At 46.7% G+C, this 18,660-nt stretch carries 15 protein-coding genes and 1 riboswitch; all 15 genes read left to right on the top strand.

The window, feature by feature from the left end; all coding sequences use genetic code 11:
* The first annotated feature begins 292 nt into the window (after positions 1 to 292).
* The 15 genes from M72_RS01335 (at position 293) to M72_RS01265 (ending at position 18,609) form a co-directional block, all read left to right on the top strand.
* The gene (locus tag M72_RS01335) at positions 293 to 1,147 is read left to right on the top strand and encodes an aldose 1-epimerase family protein (RefSeq protein WP_022046016.1); all 855 of its coding nucleotides are present in this window, start codon (positions 293 to 295) and stop codon (positions 1,145 to 1,147) included.
* A gap of 63 nt (positions 1,148 to 1,210) precedes the next feature.
* Positions 1,211 to 1,325: riboswitch (FMN riboswitch) on the top strand.
* A gap of 169 nt (positions 1,326 to 1,494) precedes the next feature.
* Positions 1,495 to 2,625, top strand: coding sequence for a bifunctional diaminohydroxyphosphoribosylaminopyrimidine deaminase/5-amino-6-(5-phosphoribosylamino)uracil reductase RibD (ribD, locus tag M72_RS01330; protein WP_055066887.1), 1,131 nt, complete (start codon positions 1,495 to 1,497; stop codon positions 2,623 to 2,625).
* On the top strand, positions 2,607 to 3,251 hold the full coding sequence (locus M72_RS01325; protein WP_055066886.1) for a riboflavin synthase: 645 nt from the start codon (positions 2,607 to 2,609) through the stop codon (positions 3,249 to 3,251). Before ribD ends, M72_RS01325 begins: the two co-directional genes overlap by 19 nt.
* A gap of 46 nt (positions 3,252 to 3,297) precedes the next feature.
* Positions 3,298 to 4,497 (top strand): bifunctional 3,4-dihydroxy-2-butanone-4-phosphate synthase/GTP cyclohydrolase II, encoded by a 1,200-nt coding sequence (locus tag M72_RS01320; protein ID WP_055066885.1) that lies wholly within the window; start codon positions 3,298 to 3,300, stop codon positions 4,495 to 4,497.
* Between the two features lie 25 nt (positions 4,498 to 4,522).
* Positions 4,523 to 4,984, top strand: coding sequence for a 6,7-dimethyl-8-ribityllumazine synthase (gene ribH / locus M72_RS01315; protein ID WP_055066884.1), 462 nt, complete (start codon positions 4,523 to 4,525; stop codon positions 4,982 to 4,984).
* Positions 4,985 to 5,264: 280 nt separating this feature from the next.
* The gene (gene eno, locus M72_RS01310) at positions 5,265 to 6,563 is read left to right on the top strand and encodes a phosphopyruvate hydratase (protein ID WP_055066883.1); all 1,299 of its coding nucleotides are present in this window, start codon (positions 5,265 to 5,267) and stop codon (positions 6,561 to 6,563) included.
* Between the two features lie 205 nt (positions 6,564 to 6,768).
* A complete protein-coding gene (locus tag M72_RS01305) occupies positions 6,769 to 8,751 on the top strand; it encodes a methyl-accepting chemotaxis protein (RefSeq protein ID WP_055067120.1) in 1,983 nt (660 codons plus the stop codon).
* A gap of 15 nt (positions 8,752 to 8,766) precedes the next feature.
* A complete protein-coding gene (locus tag M72_RS01300) occupies positions 8,767 to 9,738 on the top strand; it encodes a sugar ABC transporter substrate-binding protein (protein ID WP_055066882.1) in 972 nt (323 codons plus the stop codon).
* Positions 9,739 to 9,800: 62 nt separating this feature from the next.
* A complete protein-coding gene (locus tag M72_RS01295) occupies positions 9,801 to 10,646 on the top strand; it encodes a TrmH family RNA methyltransferase (protein WP_055067119.1) in 846 nt (281 codons plus the stop codon).
* An 81-nt stretch (positions 10,647 to 10,727) separates the two neighbouring features.
* The gene (gene ychF / locus M72_RS01290; RefSeq protein WP_055066881.1) at positions 10,728 to 11,828 is read left to right on the top strand and encodes a redox-regulated ATPase YchF; all 1,101 of its coding nucleotides are present in this window, start codon (positions 10,728 to 10,730) and stop codon (positions 11,826 to 11,828) included.
* Between the two features lie 32 nt (positions 11,829 to 11,860).
* Positions 11,861 to 12,760, top strand: coding sequence for a helix-turn-helix transcriptional regulator (locus M72_RS01285; RefSeq protein ID WP_022046026.1), 900 nt, complete (start codon positions 11,861 to 11,863; stop codon positions 12,758 to 12,760).
* Between the two features lie 72 nt (positions 12,761 to 12,832).
* The gene (locus tag M72_RS01280) at positions 12,833 to 13,447 is read left to right on the top strand and encodes a DUF4867 family protein (protein WP_022046027.1); all 615 of its coding nucleotides are present in this window, start codon (positions 12,833 to 12,835) and stop codon (positions 13,445 to 13,447) included.
* Between the two features lie 84 nt (positions 13,448 to 13,531).
* A complete protein-coding gene (locus M72_RS01275; protein WP_022046028.1) occupies positions 13,532 to 15,166 on the top strand; it encodes a type 2 periplasmic-binding domain-containing protein in 1,635 nt (544 codons plus the stop codon).
* Positions 15,167 to 15,295: 129 nt separating this feature from the next.
* Positions 15,296 to 15,727: a DUF3237 family protein gene (locus M72_RS01270; RefSeq protein ID WP_022046029.1), complete on the top strand. Its 432-nt coding sequence runs from the start codon at positions 15,296 to 15,298 to the stop codon at positions 15,725 to 15,727.
* Positions 15,724 to 18,609, top strand: a complete 2,886-nt coding sequence (locus tag M72_RS01265) for a glycosyl hydrolase 115 family protein (RefSeq protein WP_022046030.1) — start codon at positions 15,724 to 15,726, stop codon at positions 18,607 to 18,609. The genes M72_RS01270 and M72_RS01265 overlap by 4 nt, the downstream gene beginning before the upstream one ends.
* The last annotated feature ends 51 nt before the right edge of the window (positions 18,610 to 18,660 follow it).

Here is an 18,660-nt window from a genome sequence, read left to right as displayed (position 1 = left end):
ATTTACAAGTCAGCTCTGGCGTTGATTTCAGGTTCATGGAGTAAAGTTTTTCGGTTTACGCAATTAACTGTAGTTTGTGAATGCCAGAGCAAGTTGTAAATTTGTTCTTCCGAAAGAAATATCCCCCTTCTTCCTGTTGGCTGGAGAAAACATAATTGAAATACATACTTCCGCAAATCCTGTCTTTGGAACAGACATAAAGGACCCGGAATCGGCAGTTAAGGGGACGCTTGCAGAAAAGAAAAAGCGAAGCGGTAACGCGTAATTTATAGAATCGGAGGAGAGAAAACATATGGCAAGACATAAGCTTGAGAATGAACTCATTGCAATCGAAGTGGAGGAACATGGGGCAGAATTAAAATCCCTGGTCCGTAAAAATACAGGAAAAGAGTACATGTGGAAAGCAGATCCAAAATTCTGGGGGCGTACTTCTCCGGTACTGTTTCCATTTGTCGGGGCAGTAAAAGAAAAACAGTTTCGCACCAAGGGACAGACCTACACGATGGGGCAGCATGGATTTGCCCGTGATATGGATTTTACACTGGATTCCAAGACGGAGGATACGCTCTGGTTTGTATTACAGTCAAATGAGGAAACTATGGAAAAATATCCCTATGCATTTACTCTTCGCATTGGATATCACATAGAGGGAAATAAGCTGGAAGTGCTCTGGCAGGTGGAAAATCCTTCGGAAGAGGAACTTCCGTTTTCGATTGGCGGACATCCGGCATTCAACCGTCCAAAGAATTGTAAAATCCGTTTTGATGTGGCAGGCCCGCTCACAAGTACAACAATTGTAGATGGTCTGGTCGGAAATGGTACGGTGGATTATGAACTGAAAGACAGTTATCTTACGGTCACGGATCATCTGTTTGATGCGGATGCACTTGTTATCGAAAACCAGAATGTGCACGAAGTCTCTCTCTGTGATATGGAGGGAAATCCGTATCTGACCGTTACGATGGATGCACCACTGTTTGGAATCTGGTCACCGGCAGGTCCGGATGTTCCGTTTGTATGTGTGGAACCCTGGTATGGACGCTGTGACAGCGCTGATTTTACCGGCGATTTAAAAGACCGGGAGTGGGGAAACCTGATTGCACCGGGCGGCATCTGGAAAGCACGTTATACCGTGGAGGCAGTATAAGAATAATTTTTCCTTGACAGAGAAGGAAAGAATGATTATAGTCTTATACATAGACAATTTTATAGATATCTTCAGGGCAGGGTGCAATTCCCTACCGGTGGTACAGCCCACGAGCCGCAAGGCATGATTCGGTGCAATTCCGAAGCCGACAGTACAGTCTGGATGAAAGAAGATAAGCGATAGAAACACATGAAACCGTGTACGGTTGTGATGGATATTGGGATATTTGCTCTGGAATTCATTTCCAGAGCTTTTTTATTTTCCAAAAGAAGCCCAAGCAGCAGAACACATCCGAAAGAAGCCCTGAGCAGAAATTGCCCGGGGCTTTTTGTAGTATGGAGGAACTTATGACAGATGAAACTTATATGCGGCGAGCACTCGAACTGGCGGAAAAAGGAGCGGGATGGGTATCCCCGAATCCTCTGGTGGGAGCCGTGATCGTAAAAGATGAAGAAATTATCGGGGAAGGATATCACGAACGGTACGGACAGCTGCATGCGGAGCGGAATGCGCTGGCACATTGTACCAAATCTCCCAAAGGAGCAACCATTTATGTCACATTGGAGCCGTGCTGTCACCACGGAAAACAGCCGCCGTGTACCGATGCCCTGCTTGCCGCCGGAATCCGCAGGGTGGTGATTGGGTCGAAGGATCCAAACCCTCTGGTACATGGAAAAGGCATTCGGATTTTGCGGGAGCATGGTGTGGAAGTGACCGAACATGTACTGGAAAAGGAATGTGATGCGGAAAATGAAGTGTTTTTCCATTACATGCAGACGAAACTGCCGTTTGTCATTTTAAAATATGCAATGACACTGGATGGGAAGATCGCAACATACACAGGGGCATCACGCTGGGTAACCGGGGAGGCAGCGCGTGCACATGTACACCGCATGAGAAACCGTTACCGTGCCATCATGGTTGGTGTGGGAACGGTACTTGCGGATGATCCGATGCTGACCTGCCGGCTTAAGGGAACAGAAAACGGGGCAAATCCGGTGCGTATCATTTGTGATTCCACACTGCGGACACCATTGGAATCACAGATTGTGCGCAGTGCGAAAGAAATTCCAACGATTCTTGCAACCTGCAACAGACAGGAAGCCATGCATATGCCTTATATCGAGGCGGGATGTAAGATTCTGGTTACACCGGAAAAAGACGGACATGTGGATCTTTCAGACCTGATGCAGCAGCTTGGGCAGCTGGGAATCGACAGTGTGATTCTTGAAGGCGGGGGAACCTTGAACTGGTCGGCACTGCAGGCAGGAATCGTGCAGAAAGTGCAGGCATATGTGGCATCAAAGCTGTTCGGGGGGACAGAAGCAAAAACCCCGGTTGAGGGGCAGGGATTTCACACCCCTGCGGATGCCGTGGAGTTAACCCGGACAAAAATCACAGCGCTGGGATCGGACTGGCTGATCGAAGGGTATCCGGTGGAGAACAGGAGGAATATGGGATGTTTACAGGAATCATAGAGGAGATGGGAACGATTCTGGAGGTCGCAAAAGGCGCACATTCCGCAGTGCTTATAATTGCAGCCCAAAAGGTGCTTGAGGATGTGCATATCGGAGACAGCATTGCGGTCAATGGTGTCTGCCTGACGGTCACTTCCTTTGACGGTGAAACATTTACCGCAGATGTGATGCATGAAACATTAAACCGGTCGTCACTGGCACAGTGTAAGCGGAAAAGTCCCGTGAATCTGGAGCGTGCCATGCCGGCAAACGGAAGGTTTGGCGGGCATATTGTGGCAGGACATGTGGATGGAACCGGACAGATCGCCGAAAAAAAACGGGATGACAATGCCGTGTGGATACGGGTGGAGGCACCACCGGAAGTGCTTCGGTATGTGGTGGAGAAAGGCTCGGTTACCATAGATGGAATCAGCCTTACGGTCGCCGCTGTGACGGCACATGACTTTTCCGTGTCCGTGATCCCACATACAGCGGAGGTGACAACGCTTGGAAACAAAAAAGAGGGAGATATTGTAAATTTAGAAACGGATATCATAGGAAAATATGTGGAAAAACTGCTGCATCCACAGGAAGAAAAAAAAGAAAGCCGTATCACCCGGGAATTTCTGGAAAACTGTGGATTCTAAAACACCATGGATATAAAAAGAGAAAAAATAACAGGAGGAATGAACAATGGAAGGATTTGCAACCGTTGAGGAAGCACTTGAGGAATTACGAAACGGAAAACTGATTCTTGTCACCGATGACGAGGATCGCGAAAATGAGGGCGATTTTATATGTGCTGCGGAATTTGCCACAACGGAAAACATCAATTTTATGGCAATGCATGGAAAAGGGCTGATCTGTATGCCAATGTCCGCTGAATATGTAAAAAAGCTGCATTTTCCGCAGATGGTGGAAAACAATACGGACAATCATGAAACCGCGTTTACGGTTTCCGTGGATTATGTGGAAACAACCACAGGCATTTCCGCTGCCGAGCGTTCCATGACAGCCATGCGCTGTGTGGCAGAGGATGCAAAACCGGAGGATTTCCGGCGTCCGGGACATATGTTTCCGCTTCTGGCAAAGAAGAACGGGGTGCTGGAGAGAAACGGGCATACGGAAGCAACCGTGGATCTGTGCCGCCTGGCAGGCTTAAAAGAATGTGGGCTCTGCTGTGAGATCATGCGCGAGGATGGCACCATGATGCGCACAACGGAACTGCTTGCACTTGCAAAAAGGCACGGTATAAAAATGATTACCATTGCCGCACTCCAGGAATACCGCAAATGCCATGAAAAGCTGGTGGACTGTGTGGCTGTGACAAAGATGCCGACGAAGTATGGAAAGTTTCGGGCATACGGTTATGTGAACCGTTTAAATGGTGAACATCATGTGGCATTAGTCAAAGGAGAAATCGGGGACGGAGAAAATGTACTCTGCCGTGTACATTCCGAGTGCCTCACCGGAGATACCTTTGGCTCCCTGCGGTGCGACTGTGGACAGCAGTTTGCCGCTGCCATGACACAGATTGAAAGGGAAGGTCGCGGGATTTTACTTTACATGCGGCAGGAAGGCCGCGGTATCGGACTGATCAACAAACTGCGTGCATATGAACTGCAGGAACAGGGAATGGACACTTTAGATGCCAATCTTGCTCTTGGATTTGCCGGGGATGAGCGCGAATATTACATCGGCGCACAGATCTTAAAGGATCTGGGCGTGCACAGCATGCGGCTTTTAACCAACAATCCCGACAAAGTATACCAGCTCGGAGAGTTTGGAATTTCCATCACAGAGCGCGTGCCGATCCAGATGCAGGCCACACCGTATGACCTGTTTTACTTAAAAACGAAGCAGAATCGTATGGGACATGTATTAAACTTTTAAAATGAAGAAAAGGAGAATGAACATTATGAGTACATTGGAAGGAAAATTAGTAGCAAACAATATGAAGGTAGGAATCGTCGTCGCACGGTTCAACGAATTTATCACTAACAAACTGCTGGGCGGTGCCATGGATGGCCTGCTGCGTCATGATGTGAAGGAAGAGGACATTACGGTGGCATGGGTGCCGGGGGCATTTGAAATCCCATTGATCGCAAAGAAGATGGCAATGAGCAAAAAATACGATGCCGTGATCTGTCTGGGTGCCGTGATCCGCGGAAGTACAAGCCATTACGATTATGTCTGCAATGAAGTATCCAAGGGAGTGGCAGCAGTTTCACTGGAGAGTGAAATTCCGGTTATGTTTGGCGTGGTCACGACGGAAAATATCGAGCAGGCGATTGAGCGCGCGGGAAGTAAAGCCGGGAATAAGGGATATGATTGTGCACTGGGTGCTGTGGAGATGGTAAATCTCATCCGCCAGATTTAAAAAGAAAAGGACAATGCAGGCACGATATGAAAATATAAGCCATACTGTACGATACAACTAACTTAAATTAGCTGATAAAAACTATCAGAAAAAATGCTTGCTATTTTTCAATATGTCAGATATAATCTTTCTTGGGTTAGATACAACTAACTTCCTTGTGTAAATCATTTGAAGACTCCTTCGCGAACACATAACTGCTGAGTGTGTTTAACGGAAGTACAGACGACGCCATTACCGCTTCCGGAAGGAGTTCTTCGCATATCGAAAGGAGAACAGAAAAATGAATGATCTGGAGATTGAAAAAGTAGTTGGAAGAGAAATTTTGGATTCAAGAGGAAACCCTACTGTTGAGGCAGAGGTTACATTGATAGATGGTACAATCGGAAGAGGTATGGCACCAAGCGGTGCATCCACCGGTGAGTTTGAAGCATTAGAACTTCGCGACGGAGACAAGAGCCGTTACCTTGGAAAGGGCGTGCAGAAAGCCGTTGAAAACATAAACACCGTGATCAATGGGACACTGCAGGGAATGGATGCATCCGATACCTATGCAATTGACAAGGCAATGATCGATGCGGACGGAACAAAGGACAAGTCAAAACTCGGAGCAAATGCAATTCTTGCCGTTTCCATCGCATGTGCCAGAGCGGCAGCAATTTCACTGGATATTCCGCTTTACCGTTTTCTTGGCGGGGCTTTTGGAAACCGTCTTCCGGTTCCGATGATGAATATCGTAAACGGTGGATGCCACGCACTGTCTTCCGGACTGGATGTACAGGAATTTATGATTATGCCGGTAGGAGCACCTTCCTTTAAAGAATGTCTCAGATGGTGTGCGGAAGTATTCCATGCACTGGCTTCTATTTTAAAGGACAGAGGACTTGCCACATCCGTTGGGGATGAGGGTGGTTTTGCACCGGCACTGAAATCGGATGAGGAAGCAATCGAGACCATTCTTGAGGCGGTAAAGAAAGCCGGATATGAGCCGGGGAAGGACTTTAAGATTGCAATGGATGCCGCTTCTTCCGAGTGGAAGACAGGAAAGAAGGGCGAGTACAAACTGCCAAAGGCCGGAACCGTATATACTTCTGAACAGCTGATTGAGCATTGGAAAAAGCTTGTGGAGAAATATCCGATCATTTCCATAGAGGATGCACTGGATGAAGAGGACTGGGAAGGATGGCAGAAGCTTACCGCCGAGCTGGGGGACAAAGTACAGCTTGTCGGTGATGACCTTTTTGTTACCAATACCGAACGTCTGGCAAAGGGAATCAGCCTTGGCTGCGGAAACTCCATTCTGATCAAGTTAAACCAGATCGGTTCCGTTTCCGAAACTTTAGAGGCAATCAAGATGGCACACAAAGCCGGATATACAGCCATTTCTTCTCACCGTTCCGGAGAGACAGAAGATACCACAATCGCAGATCTGGCGGTCGCATTAAATACCTGTCAGATCAAGACTGGAGCTCCGAGCAGAACAGAGCGTGTGGCAAAATACAACCAGTTACTCCGTATCGAAGAAGAACTTGGCGCAGCAGCTGTTTATCCGGGTATGGGAGCATTTAACGTACAGAAGTAGTATCCGGATATTATAATTGACAATATCAAATTTTTGTTTTACATACTTCAATTTTTTCTTCTTATTTGAGAGAGATCGTAAGGTCTCTCTCATTTTGTGCATGTATCCGAAAAAAGTAGAAAAAATTTAAAAAGTGCAAAACATTGACGATACAGGCGTAAAAAATTATAATAGGGACAGAAGCAAAAGAGGGAGGGAATTGTTTGTGAAAAAGAAGAGTAACATTTCTATTAAAGCAAAATTACTTGGAATTATTATTCCGGTAGTAATTGCGATTATACTGATTCTGGTGTTTACCGCATATCATGTATCATCCGGAATTATCGAGAGTTATTCCAAAAATTTACTGGAATCTTCGGTAAACAGTCAGGCATCAAAAATTGAGGCATGGCTTGAGGAAAATCTGGCTTCCATGCAGATGGCAAAGACCATGATTGAAAAATTGCACCCGGATGAGGCGCAGCTGCAGACTATTTTGGATGCATCCTGCGGATACAGTGAAAATTATCCGGATGGTCTTTTCCTTGCAGATGCCAATGGCAGCTTTTTAAAAGGTACAGACTCCAAAAAGCAGGAGCCAAATCCGAAAGAGAGTATGTGGTATCAGGAAGGAATGACAAGAGTTAATATGGCAGTCGGTTCTGCACACCAGAATCCGGACGGAACGAATGTTGTCAGTGCATCCGGACTTTTGAATGACGGTTTAGATACCGTGCGTGTAATTGCAGCCGATATGACATTGGACCGTATTTCCGTGATTGTAAATTCTTTTATCGAAATGCACGATGCAGAGGCATTTCTTGTGGACAAGGACAGCAGCGTGATCCTTGCAAGCAGGGATTCCGATCTGATTTCCAAGACACTGGGGGCAGACGGACAGAGTGCATTTTATAAAGATGTGGAGAAAAAGGTTTCCGGCAAATCGTATGATTTCTGTACACTTGATGGAAATATGACAGTATTTAAGGAAGTAAACGGAACCAACTGGCTGCTGGTTTCTTATGTTCCTACGCGTGTTGTACTTGCGGATCTGGTAGGATTGCGGAATCTTATGATCATTTTCAGCATTATTTCGATCCTTGTATTATGTGTGCTGATCGAACGTGTGACGCATGTGGTGATTCGTCCGGTGAAGGAGATGACAAGGGTAATTACCAGCATGGCATCCGGTGACTTTACCGTATCCATGAAGGTGAAAGGAAATGATGAGATTGCTGTGATGGGGCGCAGCGTGGAACATTTTATTGCATCAATGAAGGAAATGATCCGGCAGATGGGACATGTTTCCGACCGCCTGGAAAAACAGGCTGGATCAAGCAAGAATGTTTCGGGTGAAATGAATTCTGCTGCAAATATCCAGTCACAGTCCATGACGGAGCTGAATGCAACGGTTGATCAGCTGTCGGTTTCCGTCAATGAAATCGCACAGAACGCAACCCAGCTTGCCGGTGTTGTTGCGGATACCAAAGAGGACAGCGATAAAGTAGAAGATAAGATGCGTACCACTGTGGAAGTATCAGAAAAAGGAAAAGCCGATATGGAGAGTGTTGGAAATGCGCTTCATAATATCGAAATTTCCATACATAACCTCGAAGAAGCGGTTGATAAAGTGGGTACGGCTTCCGGAGAAATCGTAGATATTATAAAACTGATCGGGGATATTGCGGAGGAAACCAACCTGCTCTCCTTAAATGCATCGATTGAAGCAGCGCGTGCAGGGGAAGCCGGACGTGGATTTGCGGTAGTTGCCTCACAGATTGGGGTACTTGCAAAAAACAGTGCGGATTCGGTAGCGCATATTACATCACTCATCAATGAAATCAACGGACTTGTGGATGATGCCGTCAAACAAGGCAGAAGCAGTGCCAGCGATATCGAAAGCAGTGCGGATCTGATTCATACAGCGGTGGATACATTTGACCAGATTTTCCAGAATATCCAGGAAACCAGCCATCTGATAGAGGGTGTGGTAGAAAAAATCAACCAGGTGGATCAGGTGGCAACCAATGTTGCCGCAATTTCCGAAGAACAGGCGGCAAGTTCGGATGAAATTCTTGCCACTTCGGAATCCATGCTCCAGCAGGCAAAGAGTATTTCCAAGAATAGTGAACAGGTCGAAGAGGAAGCCGGAAATCTGGCAGAATCTGCAGACCAGCTGGCGGATCAGGTCAAGCAGTTTCAGATATAGGGAGGGTAAAAGGTCATGAAGAAAGGAATCAGTTGTATGATATGCGCCCTGCTTCTTGTGGGCTGCATGGCAGGATGCGGCAGTACCGGAGGCAAATCCGGCAGTGGAAACGGAATCAAAATCATGATGTCGTTGTCACAGGGAGATGATTTCCGTAACACGATTGTGGAACAGGCAAAAAAGACAGCACAGGAAAAAGGTGCAACACTGGATGTCTATGATGAGGATGGTTCACTGGAGAGTCAGGTGGAACATATCAAACAGGCAGTAAAAGAAAAATACGATGTGATTTTATGTGGACCGGTTAATGCAGATACCGCGCTGGAACTGGAATCACTTGCAGACGGAATTCCTGTTATCTTTTATAACAGTTGTCCGGATGCATCGTATCTGGAGGCCGGAAAATATATGTATGTAGGTTCCGATGAAAATGTAGCGGGAAAGTATCAGGCAGAGTATATTCTTGATAAGTTTTCTTCTTCGGATGAAATCAATGTGGCAATCTTCAAGGGACCAAAGAACCATTCGGCAACGAAAGGACGTACGGGTGCATTGAAGGATACATTGAATGCGTCCGGCAAGAAAATCAATTATGTATTTGAGGATAATGCAGACTGGGATCAGGCAACGGCACAGAAGATGTTTGAACTTTTCTTAAAGACCGGACAGTCCTGTGATGTTGTGGCATGTAACAACGATTCCATGGCGATGGGAATTGTCGATGCATGCAAAGAGGCAGGAATAAACGGCATGCCGATTCTCGGAATTGATGCAACAGCCGGCGGATGTGCGGCAATCGAGTCTGGAGATATGGCGTTTACCGTGTATCAGTCAGGCACCGGACAGGGAAAAATGGCTATAGAAACAGCAATTGCAATTGTAAACGGTTCGGATGTGACAAAACTCGAAGGAGCAACCAAAGATGGACTGTATGTATGGGTTCCATTTGAAAAAGTGGACAGCAGCAATGTAAAAGACTACGAATAGACTTGAAAAAGCACCGCTGTTTTGGGATAATAAAAAAAGTTGAACAAAAGGCAGGTGCAGATATGGAAAATAGGATAGAAATTACGGACTTTTTGGCACCGGAGCTGGATGTGTACGCGCGGCTGACGGAAAATCAGCTGCTGAACCGTGCGCATCCGGAAGAAGGAATGTTTATTGCCGAAAGTCCAAAGGTGATTGAGCGGGCACTGGATGCGGGATGCATACCGGTGTCTTTGCTTATGGAAACAAAACATGTTCAGGGAGAAGCAAAAGAAATGATCGAAAGATGCGGGGATATTCCGGTGTATACGGCAGAATTTGATGTGCTGACAAAGCTGACCGGTTTTGCCCTGACCAGAGGGGCACTTTGTGCCATGTACCGGCCGAAACTGCAGGAACCGGAGCAGATTTGTGCCAAAGCCAGACGCATTGCAGTACTCGAAAACGTGGTAAATCCAACCAACGTCGGTGCTATTTTCCGTTCGGCGGCTGCGCTTCATATGGATGCGGTGCTTCTGACGCCGGGCTGCAGTGATCCGCTGTACCGGCGCGCCATCCGGGTGAGCATGGGAACCGTATTTCAGATTCCGTGGACATACCTGCAGACGGAAAATGGAGTAAAAAATCCACCCAGTCAGGCGGCAGGAGCAGATATTGGACATCTGCACCGAATGGGATTTCGTGTGGCAGCCATGGCACTTTCCGAAGATTCGGTTGGAATTGATGATCCGGCACTTGCTGCAGAAGAAAAGCTGGCGGTTGTGCTTGGCACGGAAGGGGATGGCCTGGCAGGACATACGATTGCGGACTGCGATTATACGGTCTGTATTCCGATGTCACATGGCGTGGATTCACTCAATGTAGCGGCGGCAAGCGCCGTGGCATTCTGGCAGCTGGGGAATAAATAATTGTACAATTAAGCATTAATGTGGTACACTATATATTGTTTTTATTAGCTTACAATACTTTTCAAAGGAGAAATATATATCATGAAACTCGGCATTGTCGGACTCCCAAACGTGGGAAAAAGTACATTATTCAATTCACTGACCAAAGCAGGTGCACTGTCTGCGAACTATCCGTTTGCGACCATCGATCCAAACGAAGGAATCGTTTCGGTTCCGGATGAGAGAATCGTAAAGCTCGGTGAACTTTATCATACAAAAAAGGTGACACCTGCCACGATCGAATTTGTTGATATTGCAGGACTTGTAAAGGGTGCCAGCAAGGGAGAGGGACTCGGAAACCAGTTCCTTGCCAATATCCGGGAGGTCGATGCGATTGTACATGTAGTGCGCTGTTTCGAGGATACCAATATTATCCACGTCGACGGTTCCATTGATCCGGCGCGTGATATCGAGACTATCAATCTGGAACTGATCTTTTCGGATATTGAGATTCTCGACAGAAGAATTGCAAAGATTGCCAAGCAGGCAAGAATGGACAAGACACTTGCCAAGGAGTTAGAACTTGTTGAGGCAGTCAAGGCACATCTGGAAGATGGAAAGATGGCGAGAACCTTTGAGGTGCCGGATGATGATGACGCACAGATCTGGTTTAAGGGATACAACCTCCTCACGGCAAAGCCTACCATCTATGCGGCAAACGTAGCAGAGGATGATCTCGTCGATGACGGAGCTTCCAATCCGCATGTGGCAAAAGTGCGTGAACTGGCAAAAGAAGAAGGTGCAGAAGTGTTTGTTATCTGTGCACAGATCGAGCAGGAACTTTCCGAACTTTCCGATGAAGAGAAAAAGGAATATCTTGATGACCTCGGCGTTTCATCCAGTGGTCTGGATAAGCTGGTAGCGGCAAGTTACAGTCTGCTGGGACTGATCAGTTTCCTGACAGCCGGCGAAGATGAGTGCCGTGCATGGACCATCAAAAAAGGAACCAAAGCACCACAGGCAGCCGGAAAGATTCATACGGATTTTGAACGTGGATTTATCAAGGCAGAGGTTGTCAACTATCAGGATCTGCTGGATAACGGAAGCCTTGCGGCAGCCAGAGAAAAAGGAATCGTTGGCATGGAAGGAAAGGATTATGTGGTTAAAGACGGCGATGTGATTCTTTTCAGATTTAATGTCTAGTCAAGAAATATGTGATAGTTATGTGGGAGCATATGACAGAGCAGCAGTATCAACATGAGGTTATTGTGCCGGACAAAGGCTTTCCGTTTAAACTTTTTTTATTCGAGGGACACAGCGGAAAATATATCAGGGAGAAACACTGGCACCGGTCGATTGAGATTTTTGCAGTGCAGGAAGGAGAACTTGATTTTATTCTTGACACAACGCATTATCATCTCGGAGAAGGCGAGTTCATCATTGTCAACAGCAACGAGGTGCATGCGATCCATGCGAACAGGCCGAATCACACAATTGTGCTGCAGATTCCGCTGAATCAGTTCGCGTCGTACTTTACGGGCGAGCAGTTTATCTGGTTTTCGCATAGTGAACGGACATACGATGAGCAGGTGGCATGTCTGATCTTTCGGATGTATAAGGTGTATCGGATGCAGACAGATGGCTATGATTTTGAAATTTTAAGTATGTTTTATCAACTATTACATATTCTGGTAAAGAAATACAGGAAGCTGGATGTGCAGGATGAATTGCTCAAAAGCAATCAGCAGCTGAACCGGCTCGGTATGATTACATCCTATCTCAAGGATCATTATATGGAAGATATTTCGCTTGGAAAACTGGCGGGAATATTTGGATATTCGCCGTCTTATCTGTCAAAAATGTTTGCACGCTATGCGGGCATCAATTATAAGGATTATCTGCAAAATATCCGGTTAGAACATGCGGTAAAGGATTTGGAAAATACGGATAAGCAGATCGTGGATATTGCATTTGATCATGGATTTGCCAATAGTAAAGCGTTTACCAATCTGTTTCGCAAGCGGTATGGAATGCTGACGAGTGAATACCGAAAGCAGCTTGTTAAGAAAAAGCAGAGGGAATCATATGCCCATCATCGGGCATTGCTGGAAAAAGACAAAAAAGTGACATTGTAAAGACAAAGAAAGGCATGTCTCCATGGCTACCAAACTGTTATACTCAGAAAAAATGAGTATGAGGAGGTAATCATGGAGATTTTTTCTGTTAATGATGAAAAATTCCGTAAATACGGTAAGGTTTGGAATAACATCGAATGCACAAAACTGATAAAGGGGATGGAGCACACACCGCTTCCGGAGGATGTTATTTATGTGCCGTCAGTCGAGGAGCTTGAAGCGGTTCCGGAAGCAAAGACATTCAGCGAGCGTGTCTTTGGCGGACTTCCAATCCAGATTGGTTACTGCAACGGAAACAATCACAAGTTAAACGCGGTAGAATATCATAGAAATTCCGAAATCAACATTGCGGTAACGGATATGATCCTTTTATTGGGATGGCTGCCGGATGTAACGGATGAATTTACTTATGATACAGCAAAAATCGAGGCTTTTAAGGTTCCGGCAGGAACGGTCGTTGAAATGTATGAGACGACACTTCATTATGCACCGTGCAACGCAGCAGACGGTGGATTTAAGTGTGTTGTGATCTTGCCGAAGGGTACAAACACACCGATTGATTTTACCCTTGCAGCAGATGGTGAGGACAAACTTATGACCGCGAAAAACAAGTGGCTGATCGCACATGAGGAGGCTGCCATCAAGGGTGCATTTAATGGATTAAGAGGAGAGAATATATCACTTTAACCGTGCTTGCGGATGCGATTGCTTGTCCTTTGACAGAAAAAAAGCTATAATAAAAGAAAGCTTTTGAGGAGAAGGTAGAGTTATATGAAAAAGAAAATCGTATCAACTTTAGTTGTGATTGGATTGCTTATTGTACTTGGGGGATACAGTTACAACGTTCAATATAGGCAGAAACCGGAAATTAAACATTTTACCGCTTTTTTCAGTGTTACGGGCAGACCACTGGGAATGCAGAACGATATAAAGGAAATCATTGCTGACAAGATCGGAGCAGACTGCGAGGAGAACTGGCTGGTTGGACAATCCAAGGAAGAGGTGCTCAATTCGTACATTGCTTCGGGAGAATATCCGGATTTTATTCTTGGAGAGAAAGCATTACTGGAGGCAGATGCTTTGATCCCGATTGATGAATACTGGGATGATTATCCGAATCTCAGAAATTATCTTTCCGATGAGCAATGGGAGCACTTCCGGCAGGAAGACGGACATATTTACTGGATTCCACCGTTTTGTGTGTCTCAGGGAGAGAATGTTGAAGTGACGCATACGGGCGAGGCATTCTGGATACAGACGCGCGTTTTAAAATGGGCCGGATATCCGAAGATTACAACGGTGGATGAATATTTTGATCTGATCGAAGCTTATGTGCAGGCGAATCCGGTCATGCCGGGCGGAACAAAAAATGTTCCGTTTACCATGTTGTGCGATGACTGGAGATTCTTCTGTCTGGAGAATGTGCCGCAGTTTCTGGATGGATATCCCAATGACGGAAGTTGTATGGTTGATCCCGGGAATGATCAGGTCATTGATTATAATACGACGGAGACTGCCAGACGGTATTTTCAGAAGCTGAACGAAGAGTACCGCAAGGGTATTTTTGATCCGCAGTCGTTTACCAGTACATACGAAGAATATCTGGATAAATTAGGAACCGGTGCTGTTCTCGGAATGGTTGACCAATGGTGGCAGTTCTATTACAATCTGGCAGAGCCTTATGAGACAAACGGACTGAGTGATCTGGGGTGCGATTATGTTCCGCTTCCGATTACAATGGACAAAGGTACGTCAAACCAGTGGCATACAAGCCGGAATGCAGAGATGGATACATCGAGCGGACTTTCGATTACCACATCCTGTGAAGATGTGCAGGGGGCACTTCAGTTTGTAAATGATCTGCTGGATTCCGATATTACGAAGCTTCGATTCTGGGGAGAAAAAGACCTGGACTATTCGGTGGACGAAAACGGTATGTTCTATATGAATAGTGAACAGGGAAAACGTCACGGAGACAGCGTGCTGAATGAATCTCATTTTTGTCCCTATTCGTATTTTCCACGAGTAGAAGGTCTGCTTGACGACGGAATCAATGCATTTTCGATGGAGTATCAGCCGGTGGAGTTTATGAAAAGCCTAAAGCCCGACATACGGGAGTGTTTTGAAGCGTATGGTGTACAAAATTATGTCGAGCTGCTGGGAACAAATGAAGCGCCCGGCGCATGGTATCCGATGTATTCGTATACACAGTCTTTGTCATCAAAATCCAAAGGCGGCATGATTCGTGATGAAATAGACGCGGTCAAGAGAAGCTGGTTACCGCAGGTGATCATGAGCGATGACTTTGCATCGACATGGGATGCATATATGGCTGCATATCAGGAATGCAATCCACAGGACTATTTCGATATCCTGCAGAGGCATGTGGATCAGATTCTTCAATAATACGACAATTATGTGATATAAGTGATAGAAATAAAATCCTCATTCATAGTGCGATATTTTTGATCGTACACGGATGGGGATTTTTATTTACGCTGAGCAATGAAAGGACAGGCAGATGGGGAGAAGTAAATGGAAGTGCTGAAATTGTATATTCATGTGAATGGCTGCGAGAAGGTGGAATCTGAATGCGCTACCGTACAGATGATTTCGTTTGACGGAAGGTGCGATGGAGATTATTTCAGAGGAGAGATCCTTCCGGGCGGTGTGGATACGCAGATTTATTATAAGGATCAGCCATCAAAATTATCGGCTCGTTATCTAGTGCAGGGAATAGATCATACGGGGCGCGGATGCCGGATATTTATCGAAAATAACGGAATCATGTATGACGGTGAAACGATTACCAGACCGGTCATCTATACGGACAGTATTGCACTGAAATGGATGGAAACGGCATCTATGCATGGAACCCTTACGGTTGTGGAAGGACAGCCGGTAATCACGATTTATACGGATAAGAATAAAAATAGTGGAAAAGGGGGAAAAGGGAGCGCAACATGAAATTTATCATAGAACAGAGTGCATATTCCGGGGTTTTGAAGATCGCAGGAAAAGTTGCACATGACATGGAACTTGTGACCGGCACGCTGCCGGAAATCCGTGTTGTCGAAACGATCGATCTTGAAGAGGTAAGAAGCAGTGCAGCCCGTGAACTGACGATCATTGTCGCAACGATGGGACATAGTCGGTGGCTGGATGCACAGAAAAATATCCCGACGGAAGCGTTGAAAGGCAAGCGGGAATGTTATGGCTGGGTTTTTCCGGATGAAACCTTGCGGGAGAGACTGCTTGTCATTGTCGGAAGCGATAAGCGGGGAACAATATACGGACTGTTTCATTTGTCGGAGGTCTTTGGTGTATCCCCGTTTGTGAACTGGTGTCATGTGGTGCCGGTGCATCGGGATGAAATCCGGCTGAGCACGGATATGGCATGTATCGCAAAGGAACCATCGGTGGAATACAGGGGATTCTTTATCAATGATGAGTGGCCTGCTTTCGGTACCTGGAGTGAGTACCATTTCGGGGGACCGAATGCGAAGGCATACGAGCCGATCTTTGAACTGCTTCTTCGCCTGAAAGGAAATTATCTCTGGCCGGCGATGTGGAGTGCACGGTTTGAGGATGACGGTCCGGGACTTCTGAACGCAGAACTTGCGGATGAGTACGGCGTGATCATGGGAATGTCGCATCATGAGCCGTGTCTGCGGCAGGGTGAGGAATACAAATATCTGCGCGGAAAAGACAGTATTTACGGAGATGCGTGGAATTTCAAGACGAACCGGGAAGGAATCATAAGATTCTGGGAAGATGGTCTGAAGCGGAGCGGTAAATTTGAGAATGTGATCACGGTTGGTATGCGTGGAGAAGCGGACACCGCGATCATGGGAAAAGGGGCAACGCTTGCGGATAATATTGAACTGCTCAGGGACGTGCTCAGAACGCAGCGAAAGCTGATCCGGGAGAATGTCAATGAAGATCTGTCCAAAGTTCCGAGAATGATCGCTTTGTACAAGGAGGTGGAGGCTTTCTTCTACGGGGATGAGACGACGCAGGGGTTGATCGGATCCAAGGAGCTTTATGATGTGATCCTGATGCTTTGCGATGACAATTACGGAAACTTAAGAACGCTTCCGACGGAGGAGATGCGTAAGCATCCGGGCGGATACGGTATGTATTATCATTTCGATTATCATGGGTGGCCGACCTCCTATGAGTGGATCAACAGTTCCTATCTTCCGAAAATCTGGGAACAGATGACGCAGGCATATGATTTCGGAGTACAAAAACTCTGGATCGTCAATGTGGGAGACATTGCAACGCAGGAATTTCCGTTATCGTTTTTTATGGACCTGGCGTATGATTTTGAGCGTTGGGGAACGACTGCACCAAATACGACGGATGCCTATACCAGACTGTGGGTAAAGCGGCAATTTGGCAGGCTGTCGGAAGTGCAGCAGGCGCAGATTGCGGATATCCTGACAGATTATACAAGGATGATACACAAATGCAGACCGGAGGCGTTAAGACCGGAAACCTATCATGCAGCAAATTATCGTGAAGGCTCACGGGTGCTTGCGGAGGTCGGGCGGGTGATGCAGACCGCACAGGATTTGTACGATGAGCTGGAGCGTGATGCGCCCGAAATACTTCCCGCTTATGTTGCGCTCGTCTGGTATCCGGCGATGGGAACGATGAATGTGCTGAAGCTTCAGCTGTTGTCAGGAATGAATCATTATCTGGCAGAAATCGGTGCACTCAGTGCCAATGATTATGCGAAAGAGGCAAAGGCATGTCTGGATGCAGACCAAAAGATCATAGAGCAGTATCATCGGTCGGATGATGCGCGCTGGTACGGAATGGGACTGTCACAGCATATCGGGTTTACGAATTGGAATGAGGATGAGTGTAAGAACCCGCTTCTGATGCAGGTGTTACCGCTGCAAAAGCCGACGATTATAGCGACGGTGGACGGTACTGTGCAGCATGTGGAAGGCAGTCCGTGGCTGAATCAGAGAATGACGATTTCGGATTTTCTGAATCCGGAATGCAGATGTGCTTCGATCAGCCTGTACAGCAGAAGCGAACTTCCAGCATCGTTTCGGGTGATCGAAAAGGCCGAATGGATCGTACTGTCCGCAATGGATGGAACGCTTGACGGTGAAGAGCACAAGAGACTCACCATTGATGTCACAGTGGACGAGAGTGCGCTTGCGATGGCACTCACCGATGGAAGGACGCAGGGAATGATCCGGCTGGAATTGCCGGCGGGTATCTGCAAGATCAGCGTGCCGGTCGACCGGTCAACGTATGAATATGGAAACAATACGTTTGTGGATACACAGGGATGGATCGCAATCGAGGCGGAACATTACAGCAGATGCAAGGACGGTTTTGATCGGGAAGGACAACCGATGCAATGGAAATGTCTTGCCGGCTACGGAAAGACTTTATCTGCGATGAAAGCATTTCCGACGGATTCCTACGCAGATGCAGAGAATGGGGCACCGTATATCGAATACAGCATCGTGACAAAGCAGGCGGGGGATTATGAAGCGGAATTTTATATGCAGCCGTCAAATCCTGTGACAACAGAGAACCGATTGCAGTATGCAGTGTCCGTGAACGGTGTTCAAATGCAGATTTTGGATGCCGTTACGGATGATTTTAAGATCGGAGATCATCAGCCTGTGTGGGCGCGCGGTGTGCTGGATCAGATCCGGTGCCGGAGTGTACCGGTGCAATTGGAACAGGGAATCAATACGATCAGGGTCTATCCGGTCACGCCGGGCTTTGTGCTTGAGAAGATCGTGATCTATCCCCATGGAAACAAACTGGCAGAAGCCTATCTTGGACCGACAGAAACGTATCGGTGCAGGAGCTGATCATATATCAATACAGTGAGGAGCATGTCAGTCCATTTGCGGAAAGGAAAT

This window comes from Roseburia faecis, from assembly GCF_001406815.1.
Taxonomy (GTDB): domain Bacteria; phylum Bacillota; class Clostridia; order Lachnospirales; family Lachnospiraceae; genus Roseburia; species Roseburia faecis.
The sequence above is the reverse complement of the archived record's forward strand: the minus strand, read 5'-3'. Positions and strand labels throughout refer to the sequence as shown.